The sequence below is a fragment of the Pseudomonas sp. TE3-3-F2023 genome (assembly GCF_036784815.1).
In the GTDB taxonomy this organism is placed as follows: Bacteria; Pseudomonadota; Gammaproteobacteria; order Pseudomonadales; family Pseudomonadaceae; genus Aquipseudomonas; species Aquipseudomonas pudica.
Genome location: NZ_CP145113.1, coordinates 5475719 through 5487870, shown reverse-complemented (window position 1 = coordinate 5487870; position 12152 = coordinate 5475719). Strand labels below are relative to the sequence as shown.

Genomic DNA, 12152 nt, shown 5'->3' with positions numbered 1-12152 from the left:
CCTGTAGGAGCGGCCTTGTGTCGCGAAAGGGGCGCAAGGCGCCCCCGGCAATCCTGAGGCATACGCAATGGCTAAGACCCGCAACAACCCCACCGCCTCACTGCCGCCCACCCTCGGCGAAGGCTGCCTGGCCCGCTACGACCCCGAAGCCCTGGCCGACACCGATGGCACCGATTTCCCCGGCGCCGCCGAACTTTGGCAGCAGCTCAACCCGCCTGACGCCGCCAGCGCTCCATCAGCGGGCGCGCCAGCAGGCACACGAACACCGGCCCACCCGCCAGCAGATAAAAGTAGTAAGTGACCGCCCGCCATATCAGGATCGCCGCAGCCGCAGTCGAACTGCCCACCAGTGGCGTCAGCAGGCTCGCCGAAGTCAGCTCGGCGGCACCGGCACCGCCAGGCAGCAAGCTGAACTGGCCGGCACTGAGCGACAGCATCTGTACCAGAAAGCTGGGGATCCACGCCAGGTCTACCCCCAATCCCCTCAATACCAGATACAACACGCTGTAGCGCAGGCCCCAGTGGGCGCAGGTCAGGGTGAACACCAGGGTCAGCGTACGCTTGGGCAGGCGCCAGGTCTGCGACAGTGCGTCGATGAAGCGCAGCAGTTTGCGCGCCCAGCGCCGCTTGCGCTGGCGGCTCATGCCCAGGCGGCGCAGCAGCCTGCCGTTCACACGCATCACCGTGCGCCGGTAGCGAAGCAGGCCGATCACCAGGGTCAGTGCCGTGCACAGCAGCAACGCGCTGCCCAGCAACATGCTTTCCTGGCTGTGGCCCAGGCTGTGGAACAGTGCATAGCCGGCAATCGCCAGCATCGCGCAGAAAAAGAACACCAGGTCGTTCAGCTGGTCCATGGCAAACACCGCGCCGCTGCGCGCCGGGCCGATCCGGTCGCGTGCCAGCAGGGCCATCAGGGTCAAGGGGCCGCCGCTGCCGCCTGGGGTGGTACAGATGGCGAACTCGGTGGCCATCACCACACCCAGGCTGCGCAGGCGCCCAAGCCTTGCGCCTTGCTGGCCGAGCAGCAGGCGCAGGCGCATGGCGTTTATGACCCAGCACAGCAGGATCATGCCCAGCAGGGTCAGCATCAGGCTGGGGGCGAAGCGCTGCAGCCTCGGTAGCAGCTCGCTGCCACCGAGCAGGGCCGGCACCAGCACGGCGCCGAGCAGTGCCAGGGCCAGCCAGGCCAGGCGGCTCATACGCTGGCCTGGCGGTCGAGCCAGGTGGACTTGGTCAGGGGCTCGCGCCCCTGCGCCAGTAGCGTGTGCAGGGTGTTCAGCCAATAGTCGCGGGACGCGCGATGGCGCATATCCACCGGATGCAGGCCCAGTCGCAGGGTCTGGGCGTCACGCCAGCGCCGGCATTGCCAGTCGCACAGCACCCGTGACAGGCCGCGGCGCCAAGCGCTGCGGGCGCTCCAGACCAGCCCCGGAGCCTTGATCGCGGTGAAGTCCGGTAAACGGTACAAGTGCTGTGGCGTGCTGGTGTAGCGCAGCGGCAGGCGGCGCAATGCCTGGCGGGTGCCTTCGCTCATCAGCCAGGCAGGTGCGACGAAGCCAGCCACCGGCCAGCCCTGCTGCGCGAACACGGCCAAGCCGTGCTCCAGGCGTTGCAGGGCCTGCTGCTGGTCGAGAGCGTAGAACTCGCCTTCATGGGTATAGATGCGGCGCATGAAGTACTCACCGGGCGTGCGCGGTGGCGGGCCGTTGTCGGCATGGTAGAAACCGTGCAGGGCAAGCTCGTCACCCTGGGCCAGGCGCCGTTCGAGCACGCGGCAGAAGGTGGGCGAGCGCTGCAGCGGGTTGCGGTGGTGGAAGTCCGGCACCACCAGCCAGGTCATGGGGATGCCGCCGATGGCGTCGACGGCCTGGACGAAGGGTTGATAGTCGGGCCAGGTCTCGGGCGCGACATCGTGCAGCACCAGCATCAGGCTGCGTGCTGCCGACAGTGGCTCAGCCATGGGCGCGGACCTGTGGCTGGTGGCCAAGCACGGCCTGGTAGTGCTGCAGCAGGCCGGCGACCACGTGGTCCCACGAATACTGCTGCTCGGCATGGCGTCGGGCCTGAGCCCCGAGCTTGCGTACGCCAGCCTCGAATGCCTCTTGCACGGCGGTCGCCATGGCCTGGCTATCGTTGGGGCGGCACAAGCGCCCGCACTGTTCGTTGACGATTTCGCCGAAAGCACCGGCGCGCACCGCCACCACCGGCGTGGCGCTGGCCATCGCTTCGAGAATGACCAGGCCGAAGGTTTCCTGGTCGCCGGCGTGCACCAGCAGGTCGGCGCTGGCCATCAGCCGGGCGACTTCTGGTGCCGGGCAGAAGTGATCGATCACACTGACGTTCTGCGGCACGTTGGCCGGCATGTTCGAGCCCACCAGCAGCAAGTGGTAGGGGGGGCCCAGGTGCCGCATGCACTCGAGCAGTACCGGCAGGTTCTTTTCCCGCGAGCCACGGCCGGCGTAGATCAGCAGGCGACTGGTGTCGGCAATGCCCAGTTCGGCACGCAGCTTCGGGTCGCGCTGGCTGGGGTGGAAGGTGGCCAGGTCGACGCCCAGGCGCTGCACGTGCACATCGCGCACCCCCAGGCGGCGCAACTTGTCGGCCATGACCTGGCTGGGGGCCAGGACCCGGTCGAAATTGCCGTACAGCTTGCTGACATAGGCCTCGACATTGGGTGTGAACCAGTTGCCCATGCGGTTGCTGACCAGCAGCGGCAGGTCGGAATGGTAGAAGCCGATCACCGGCACATCGAGCTTGCGCCGCGCTTCCAGCGCAGCCCAGGCGGTCAGGTAGGGGTCGCCGACTTCGATCAGGTCGGGCTTGAGCCTGCGCAGCACATTGCACCAGGGGGCCAGGCGCACCGGGAAGCGGTAGCCATTGCCGAACGGCAGCGGCGGTGCGGGCACCTGGTAGATGCCATCGGCGTGCTGGGCGCTGGCACCGGGTATCAGCAAGCTGTGGCGGACGCCCTGGATGGCGTCGAGGCGGTGGTGTTTGGCATCAAGATAGGTACGTACGCCGCCACTGGCGGGGGCGTAGAACATGGTGATGTCGGCGATGTGCACGATCAGCATCCCTCCGGGATCGTCTTCGGGTCTGTCATCCGGCGCTAACGGGCCGGCGATGACGCGCCTAAAGGTTGACCTATCAGAAGGATAGTTTGTTCGATCGGGGTTGGGTGGGGCGGGGAAGGCGGGGGAGCGGTACGGGCTTCTTCGCGGGCTTGAGCGCTCCCACATGGATCACCACGCATTCAAGAGTGACGGAGATCCTGTGGGAGCGGGTTTACCCGCGAAGCAGGCGACGCGGTTTGCGATCAGATGCGGAAGCTGCCCACCAGGTGCTTCAGGCGGCCGGCCTGCTGCTCCAGGTCAGAGCAGGCGCGAAGGGTAGCCTGCAGGTTTTCCACGCCTTCCTGGTTGAGCATGTTGATCTCGTTGATGTCCATGTTGATCGCCTCGACCACGGCAGTCTGCTCTTCGGTGGCGGTGGCCACCGACTGGTTCATGCCGTCGATCTCGCCGATGCGCACGGTAACGCTGTCCAGCCGCTCACCGGCCTGGTTGGCGATCTGCATGCTGTCCTGGCTGTGGCGCTGGCTCTGGTCCATGGTCTCGACCGATTCGCGCGCGCCGACCTGCAGTTCTTCGATCATGGTCTGCACCTGTTGCGCAGACTCCTGGGTGCGGTGCGCCAGGTTGCGTACTTCATCGGCGACAACCGCAAAACCACGCCCGGCTTCACCGGCGCGGGCCGCTTCGATGGCCGCGTTCAGCGCCAGCAGGTTGGTCTGCTGGGAAATGCTGGTGATCACCTCGAGGATCTGGCCGATGTTGACGGTCTTGCTGTTCAGCGTCTCGATGTGCGCGCTGGAAGTGACGATCAGGTCGGACAGGCGGTTCATTGCCGCAATGTTGCGTTCCACCACCTGCTGCCCTTCTTCGGCCAGCAACCGCGCCGAACTGGCATGCTGCGAAGCCTGGGCGGCGTTGCCGGCAATTTCCTGGGCGGCAGCGCCCAGTTCGTTGATGGCGGCGGCCACGCTGTTGGTGCGGTTGGACTGTTCGTCGGAGTTGGTCATTGACGAGTTCGAGGCACTGATGACCCGCAGGGCTACTTCGTTGACCTGCTCGGTGGCCGAGGACACTTCGCGGATCGAGCTGTGGATACGCTCGACGAAACGGTTGAAGGCGCTGCCCAGGATGCCGAATTCGTCGTGGTTGTGGATAAGCAGGCGCTTGGTCAGGTCGCCCTCACCTTCGGCGATGTCTTCCATGGCGCGGGTCATGGTGTGCAGCGGCTGCATCAGCACACGGATCAGCAGGCCGAGCAGGCCGATGATGATCACCACCGCCACCAGCGTGGCGATCACCGCCGAGGTGCGGAAGGTGCTGAGCATCGAGAAGGCCTTGTCCTTGTCCACCGACAGGCCGATGTACCAGTTGGCCGACGGCAGGCCGGTGATCGGGGTGAAGGTCAGCAGGCGGGCCTGGCCTTCGCTCTGCACTTCGGTCAGCTCACCTGTCAGTTTCGGCGTGTGCTGCGGGAACAGGTCGGACAGTGACTTCATCACCAGGTCTTTGTCCGGGTGCACCAGGATCTTGCCTTGGTCGTTGACCAGGAAGGCATAGCCCATGCCGCCGAAGTTCAGCGAGTTGATGATCTGCACCAGGCCGTCCAGGGCCAGGTCGCCACCGACCACGCCGACACCGGCGGAAACCTTGCTGAGGATGCCGATGACCATCTTGTTGGTGGTCATGTCGATGTACGGCTCGGTCAGGGTTGCGCCAGCGGCGTTCATGCCGTCCTTGTACCAGGGACGGGTGCGTGGGTCGTAGCCGTCGGGCATTTTCGAGTCAGGGCGCACGCTGAAGCCACCGTCGACCTTGCCCAGGTAGACGGTGAGGAAGCTGGAAATCAGTGCATTCTGGCCCATCAGGGTTTCGGCGTTGGTCGGGTCCTGGGCTATGTTCTGTGCCAGGTTTTCCACCAGCTTGATACGGCCTTCGAACAGGTTGCGGATATTGGTCGAAGTGGAAGCGCCCATTTCAGCCAGATAGTTTTCGAGGTCCTCGCGGATCGCATTACGCTGGAGGTAATCGTTGTAGAGCGTGAAAAGGCTGAAGGCGAGTATCACGATCAGTGACGCTGCCAAAAGAATCTTGTGGCTGAAACGAAGGCTTTTGTTCATGGCGTAATCGGTTCCGCTAAGGTTTCATATCAGGCGTTTGCATGCGTGGAGTCGCAAAGCAGTGCAACATCCCGAAAAAGTCCCTTTTCGGTTGTTCCTCTCTATTAAGGCGAATATCACCCACAGGTATCGGCCGAATTACGCTAAAGCTTGAGCAGAGGATTAAGAGATGTCGGAATTTTCGACCATCGTTGTAGGTGCTGGTCCGGATGGCCAGCCGGTTGGGCAAGCCATGAGGCTGGCCAACCGCCATGGCCTGGTAGCGGGTGCAACGGGTACTGGCAAGACCGTTACCCTGCAGCATCTGGCGGAAGCGTTCAGTGATGCGGGGGTCGCGGTGTTCGCCGCCGATGTCAAAGGCGACCTTTGCGGCCTGGGCGCTGCTGGTGCGCCGCAGGGCAAGGTGGCCGAGCGCATCGCCGGCATGCCCTGGCTGGGGCACAGGCCCAGGGCTTACCCGGTGAGCCTGTGGGACATTGCCGGGCAGTCCGGTCACCCGCTGCGTACCACCCTCAGTGAAATGGGGCCGCTGCTGCTGGGCAACCTGCTGGAACTGACCGACAGCCAACAGGCGGCGCTGTACGCGGCGTTCAAGGTGGCCGACCGTGAAGGCCTGCTGCTGCTCGACCTCAAGGACCTCAAGGCGCTGCTGGCGCATCTGAAGGACAACCCGCAACTGCTGGGTGAAGACAGCGCGCTGATGACCACGGCCTCCACTCAGGCGCTGTTACGGCGGTTGGCGACCTTGGAGCAGCAGGGCGCCGAGGCGTTGTTCGGTGAACCGGGGTTGCAGCTCGAGGACCTCCTGCGGCCAGACCCGGATGGCCGTGGGCGTATCCACCTGCTGGACGCCAGCCGGTTGGTTCACGATGCACCGAAGGTCTACGCGACCTTCCTGTTGTGGCTGCTGGCCGAGTTGTTCGAGCAGCTGCCCGAGCGCGGTGATGCCGACAAGCCGGTGCTGGCGTTGTTCTTCGATGAAGCGCACTTGTTGTTCAACGATACGCCCAAGGCATTGCAGGATCGCCTGGAGCAGGTGGTGCGGCTGATCCGCTCCAAGGGCGTGGGGGTGTACTTCGTCACCCAATCGCCGGGGGATTTGCCAGATGCGGTGTTGGCCCAGTTGGGCTTGCGCATCCAGCATGGCTTGCGGGCGTTTACCGCCAAGGAGCAGAAGTCGCTGCGGGCGGTGGCTGATGGCTTCCGCCCCAACCCGGCGTTCGACACCCTGGCGGTGCTGACTGAACTGGGCATTGGCGAGGCACTGGTAGGGACGCTGGAAGAGAAGGGCACGCCGGCGATGGTGCAGCGGGTACTGATTGCACCGCCGCAGTCGCGTATCGGGCCGTTGAGTGCGGCTGAGCGCAGTGCGCTGATTGCCAGTTCGCCGCTGGCGGGGCGTTACGACAAGCCGGTGGACCGAGAGTCGGCGTACGAGATGCTGACCCAGCGCAAGGGCGAGCCGGTGGAGCCCGCGCCGCAACCCAAGGCAGATGAAGAAAGCTTTGCCGACAAGGCCGGTGAGTTCTTGCAGAGTGCGGCAGGGCAGGCCATCAAGTCGGCGGTGCGCCAGGCGGCCAACCAGCTGGGGCGGCAGTTGGTGCGTGGGTTGATGGGGTCGTTGCTGGGGGGCAAGAAAAGGTAGTTTGCCTGTACCGGCCCTATCGCCGGCAAGCCAGCTCCCACAGGTACTGCACAGGCCTTGCGGGCGGTGCAATACCTGTGGGAGCTGGCTTGCCGGCGATAGGGCCGGTACAGGAATGACACCTATGAAAAAGGCGCCCGTCAGGCGCCTTCTTCTTGTTGCGGTATCACTCAGCCAATGGCTTTGGACGCCAGCCAGAACAGGCCGGCCGCCAGGCCCATCGATGCCGGCAGGGTCAGTACCCAGGCCAGCAGGATGGTCTTCACGGTGCCGCCTTGCAAGCCGCTCTTGTTGGCGACCATGGTGCCGGCCACACCGGACGACAGCACGTGGGTGGTCGATACCGGCAGGGCGAAGATGTTGGCCATGCCGATGGCGCAAGCCGCGGTGATCTGCGCGGACATGCCCTGGGCATAGGTCATGCCCTGCTTGCCGATCTTCTCGCCAACGGTCAGTACCACGCGCTTCCAGCCGACCATGGTACCCAGGCCCAGGGCCAGGGCGACGGCCACGATCACCCAGAACGGGGCATACTCGGTGGTGGCGGTCAGGTCTTTGCGCAGTTTTTCCAGGTCGGCCTTTTCACGGGCTTCCAGGCCTGGCAGCTTGCCAACCTTCTTCGCCGTGTCGTCCAGGCACAGCAGGTAACGGCGCACTTCGACACGCTTGTCGGCACTCAGGCTGTGGTAGTCGGTCACGCCCTGCAGCGAGGACTGCAGCGCGGCAATGGTCGGCTCGGTCTGCTGTGGGTTGCAGCTGAACTGCTCTGGCAGGTCGCTGGCCTTGGCCTTGCCCAGCGCCAGGAACTCGCCCAGGGTGGCGGCGTTGCGCTGGTAGAACTGGCTCATGTGCAGTGTGGCGTCGCGGGTACGCTCGATCTGGTAGGTGGTGCTGTTCAGGTCGAGGACGAACTTGGCCGGGACGATGCCGATCAGTACCAGCATGATCAGGCCGATACCTTTCTGGCCGTCGTTGGAGCCGTGCACGAAGCTTACGCCCATGGCCGAAACCACCAGTACCAGGCGGTTCCAGAACGGCGGGTGCTTCTTGTCGTCGAGCTTGCGGCGTTGCTCGGGGGTCTTGTGCATCTTCGACAGCGGGCGCCACCACTTCAGGCCGATCAGTACCAGTGCGGCAACGGCGAAGCCGGCCATCGGCGAGACCACCAGCGACATGGCGATGTCGATCGCCTTCTGCCAGTTGACACCGTCGCCCAGCGGGATGTCGTTGATCAGGGCATTGGCCAGGCCGACGCCGAGAATGGAGCCGATCAGCGTGTGCGAGCTGGAGGCGGGGATACCGAAGTACCAGGTGCCCAGGTTCCAGGTGATGGCCGCAGCCAGCAGCGAGAAGACCATGGCCAGGCCGTGTCCGGTGTTCACGTTGATCAGCAGCTCTACCGGCAGCAGGTGCACGATGGCATAGGCCACCCCGACACCGCCGAGCAGAACGCCAAGGAAGTTGAACACGCCGGAAAAGAACACGGCGAGGTGCGGCGGCATGGCTTTGGTATAGATGACGGTAGCTACCGCGTTGGCGGTGTCATGAAAGCCATTGATGAACTCGAAGGCGAGCACGAAGGTCAAGGCGAGCAGCAGGCTCACCAACACCCAGGCATCCAGTCCGCTGAATAATTCGATCATGAAGGTTGTCTGGCGGTCTTAGGGGGGCGGGATTATGCCAGAAAACCTTGGCAATCGATGCATCTGCGACAGACCGACGGCAATCTTCCTTTCGGGAGCGTTATGTGCACGGCGCGACGTCGAGGCAGGGAAATGTCCGCTAAAACGCGCGAAACCTGGCGAAAACCGGCAAAAAATTAAGCAAAAAACCGCTTCGCTTCTTTTCAAACGGTCGTATGAAATTTGTGTAATTCCATTTCACCTTCGGCCAGACAGTAAAGATCGACCGCGCCCGGGCTGGCCGGGCGACGACGCGCTGGCGTGGTCCCGGGGTCAGGGAGTGTCGCTGCGCAGTTCCTTTTCCATACGTTCCAGTTCCTGGCTGAAGGCCTGGTCGCGCACGCTCGCGCGCTTGCGCCATGGTTTGCGTTCCGGATCCGGTTGTGCGGCGTAAGTGGTGACTTCGCCACCGTAAACATCCTTGTAACGTTCAGCCTGGCGCTCGAGTTCCGCGCGCAGTTCATCTTTCGTCACAGTAGTACCTGAATTAAGTTTGATGACTGTTGTTCTACGTGTGCAGCGTGCACATGCCTTGCTGGCCGCAACGGCTTGATACAGCGGAAGGTTCCATTACCACGGCATCGTCGAGGCCTGCGCAATCGATTATAGCAACCGATATTTCGCCGAACATCGTTATTTACCCAGCCCTGACATCACCAGACGCAAGTAAGGGAATGCATCCGACAACAGTTTGGGCCTTTCGTACAAGTTTGAAAGGCAAGACGGACAAAAGTTCGTTGCAGTGCAGCAGCGGGACCGTCTACGGGAGAGTAAATAAAAACGGCCTCGCCAAAAGGCGAGGCCGTTGCCTGGGGACTTCTACGGTGGGTACCTGACCAGTCTCTCCAAAGAAGCCACAAGTGGCATGAGAAAGGTATAAGTAAAAGTGTCAGCGGTCAATTGCGATTATCGGCCGTTTGTTCGATAATCGCACGAGTGGGCGTTTTTTTCGAGGTGTGCGATGAGTGACGAAACCCTGGCCAACGATTCCGTCAATCCAGAGTCGGGCAACCCGGAGCAGGGGCGATCTGCCTCGGCAGCCCTGGCACCGCCGATCGTGGCTTCCCCGGCAAAGCGCATCCAGGCCTTTACCGGCGACCCGGACTTCATGACCTCCCTGGCGCGAGGCCTGGCAGTGATCCAGGCCTTTCAGGAACGCAAGCGTCACCTGACCATCGCCCAGATCAGCCACCGCACCGAAATCCCTCGTGCGGCGGTACGCCGTTGCCTGCACACATTGATCAAGCTGGGTTATGCCACCACCGACGGGCGCACCTATTCGCTGTTGCCCAAAGTGCTGACGCTGGGGCATGCATACCTGTCCTCGACGCCGCTGGCGATTTCTGCCCAGCCATACCTGGACCGCATCAGCGATCAGCTGCACGAGGCGGCCAACATGGCCACGCTCGAAGGTGACGACATTCTTTATATAGCCCGTTCGGCCACCGTGGAGCGGCTGATTTCGGTCGACCTGTCGGTGGGCGGGCGCCTGCCGGCCTATTGCACGTCGATGGGGCGCATTTTGTTGGCGGCCATGGACGACACCAGCCTGCGTGAATACCTGGAACGTGCCGACCTGAAGGCGCGTACCAGTCGTACCTTGCATGACCCCGAGTCACTGTTCGCCTGTATCCAGCAGGTGCGCGCCCAGGGCTGGTGCGTGGTGGACCAGGAGCTGGAGCAAGGGCTGCGTTCGATTGCGGTGCCGGTGTATGACGCCTCGGGGCAGGTGTTGGCGGCATTGAACGTGAGTACCCATGTCGGGCGGGTGACGCGCAGTGAACTGGAGCAACGGTTCTTGCCGATCCTGCTGGCGGCAAGCCGGGACCTTTGCCATCAGTTGTTTGGTTGAGCCTGCAGGGGGCCGCAAAGCGCCCCCTTTCAAATCTGGAACAGGCAAAACCCTTTCCTGTGCGATAAACGCACAGTGTCGTTCGCTGTCAATTGCGCCACCACCGCCCGCTGATTAATGTCTCTCGCAACGGTTGGCTGTGCCGACCGAACAAGAAAAGCATAATAAGAGGCACTTACATGAATACTGTCCCCTCGCTGCCGCGGCCGCACCCGCGCGCAGTACCGTTATATCCAGGCTGACGCCGGCCGCATTCCCTCAAACTACTGTCCTCTGTACCGGTTTAACGCGTGCAGTGGCCTGGCTGTGCCCCTCATTCCGGATAACAATAATGAACCAAGCGCAAACCAACGTCGGCAAAAGCCTCGACGTCCAGTCGTTCATCAATCAGCAGCCGCTGTCTCGCTACCAATGGCGGGTGGTGTTGTTGTGCTTCCTGATCGTCTTCCTCGATGGCCTCGATACTGCGGCCATGGGCTTCATAGCCCCGGCCCTGTCACAGGATTGGGGAATTGACCGCGCCAGCCTCGGCCCGGTCATGAGTGCCGCATTGATCGGCATGGTTTTCGGCGCCCTCGGCTCCGGCCCGCTGGCGGACCGTTTTGGCCGCAAGGGCGTACTGGTGGGCGCTGTGTTGGTATTTGGCGGCTTCAGCCTTGCCTCGGCCTATGCCACCAACGTCGAGCAGTTGCTGGTGTTGCGCTTCCTGACCGGCCTGGGCCTTGGCGCAGGCATGCCCAACGCCACCACGCTGCTGTCTGAGTACACCCCCGAACGCCTCAAGTCGCTGCTGGTGACCAGCATGTTCTGCGGCTTCAACCTGGGCATGGCCGGTGGGGGCTTCATTTCCGCCAAGATGATCCCGGCCTACGGCTGGCACAGCCTGCTGGTGATCGGTGGCGTGCTGCCGTTGCTGCTTGCGCTGGTGCTGATGGTATGGCTGCCGGAGTCGGCGCGGTTCCTGGTGGTGCGCAATCGGGGCACCGACAAGGTGCGCAAGACCTTGTCCCCCATCGCACCGCAGGTGGTGGCCGAGGCGGGCAGCTTCAGCGTGCCGGAGCAGAAGGCGGTGGCCGCGCGCAACGTGTTTGCGCTGATCTTCTCCGGTACCTACGGCATGGGCACCATGCTGTTGTGGCTGACCTACTTCATGGGCCTGGTGATCGTCTATCTGCTGACCAGCTGGCTGCCAACCTTGATGCGCGACAGTGGCGCGAGCATGGAGCAGGCGGCCTTCATCGGCGCACTGTTCCAGTTCGGTGGCGTGCTGAGTGCCGTCGGCGTGGGCTGGGCCATGGACCGCTTCAATCCGCACAAGGTGATCGGCATTTTCTATCTGCTGGCCGGGGTGTTCGCCTACGCCGTGGGGCAGAGCCTGGGCAACATCACCGTATTGGCCACGCTGGTGCTGGTTGCCGGCATGTGCGTGAACGGCGCCCAGTCGGCGATGCCTTCGCTGGCGGCGCGCTTCTATCCGACACAGGGCCGCGCCACAGGGGTATCGTGGATGCTGGGTATCGGCCGTTTCGGCGCGATTCTCGGGGCCTGGAGTGGTGCCACGCTGCTGGGGCTGGGCTGGAACTTCGAACAGGTGCTGACGGCGTTGCTGGTGCCGGCAGGGCTGGCGACCGTGGGTGTGATCGTGAAAGGGCTGGTGAGCCACGCTGACGCAACCTGAGGCCCGAGGGCCGCTTTGCGGCCCTTCGCAGCACAAGGCTGCTCCTACACAGGCGATGCCGCCCCCCCCTGTAGGACCAGCCTTGTGCTGCGAAGAATTCGACA

At 63.4% G+C, this 12152-nt stretch carries 9 protein-coding genes; 3 read left to right on the top strand and 6 right to left on the bottom strand.

All coding sequences use genetic code 11. From position 1 onward, the window contains the following. Positions 1 to 206: 206 nt before the first annotated feature. The 4 genes from V3314_RS25110 to V3314_RS25095 all read right to left on the bottom strand — a co-directional run bounded on the left by V3314_RS25110 (position 207) and on the right by V3314_RS25095 (position 5191). Positions 207 to 1199: a lysylphosphatidylglycerol synthase transmembrane domain-containing protein gene (locus tag V3314_RS25110; protein WP_338459768.1), complete on the bottom strand. Its 993-nt coding sequence runs from the start codon at positions 1197 to 1199 to the stop codon at positions 207 to 209. Then, positions 1196 to 1960 (bottom strand): DUF2334 domain-containing protein, encoded by a 765-nt coding sequence (locus V3314_RS25105; RefSeq protein ID WP_338459767.1) that lies wholly within the window; start codon positions 1958 to 1960, stop codon positions 1196 to 1198. Before V3314_RS25105 ends, V3314_RS25110 begins: the two co-directional genes overlap by 4 nt. Beyond that, positions 1953 to 3074, bottom strand: a complete 1122-nt coding sequence (locus V3314_RS25100; protein ID WP_085602264.1) for a glycosyltransferase family 1 protein — start codon at positions 3072 to 3074, stop codon at positions 1953 to 1955. The genes V3314_RS25105 and V3314_RS25100 overlap by 8 nt, the downstream gene beginning before the upstream one ends. Positions 3075 to 3316: 242 nt before the next feature. Then, positions 3317 to 5191, bottom strand: coding sequence for a methyl-accepting chemotaxis protein (locus V3314_RS25095; protein WP_085602263.1), 1875 nt, complete (start codon positions 5189 to 5191; stop codon positions 3317 to 3319). Between the two features lie 169 nt (positions 5192 to 5360). Here V3314_RS25095 and V3314_RS25090 point away from each other — a divergent pair, with 169 nt between their 5' ends. Beyond that, positions 5361 to 6836 (top strand): helicase HerA-like domain-containing protein, encoded by a 1476-nt coding sequence (locus V3314_RS25090; RefSeq protein ID WP_046617222.1) that lies wholly within the window; start codon positions 5361 to 5363, stop codon positions 6834 to 6836. A gap of 170 nt (positions 6837 to 7006) precedes the next feature. Here V3314_RS25090 and V3314_RS25085 read toward each other — a convergent pair whose 3' ends face one another. Further along, positions 7007 to 8479, bottom strand: coding sequence for an inorganic phosphate transporter (locus tag V3314_RS25085; RefSeq protein ID WP_025340495.1), 1473 nt, complete (start codon positions 8477 to 8479; stop codon positions 7007 to 7009). Between the two features lie 312 nt (positions 8480 to 8791). Beyond that, positions 8792 to 8992, bottom strand: coding sequence for a hypothetical protein (locus V3314_RS25080; protein WP_003259583.1), 201 nt, complete (start codon positions 8990 to 8992; stop codon positions 8792 to 8794). A gap of 487 nt (positions 8993 to 9479) precedes the next feature. Here V3314_RS25080 and pcaR point away from each other — a divergent pair, with 487 nt between their 5' ends. Both pcaR and V3314_RS25070 read left to right on the top strand, forming a co-directional pair. After that, positions 9480 to 10370 (top strand): pca regulon transcriptional regulator PcaR, encoded by an 891-nt coding sequence (pcaR, locus tag V3314_RS25075; RefSeq protein ID WP_025340494.1) that lies wholly within the window; start codon positions 9480 to 9482, stop codon positions 10368 to 10370. A gap of 331 nt (positions 10371 to 10701) precedes the next feature. After that, positions 10702 to 12048, top strand: a complete 1347-nt coding sequence (locus V3314_RS25070; protein ID WP_046617221.1) for an MFS transporter — start codon at positions 10702 to 10704, stop codon at positions 12046 to 12048. Positions 12049 to 12152 lie beyond the last annotated feature (104 nt).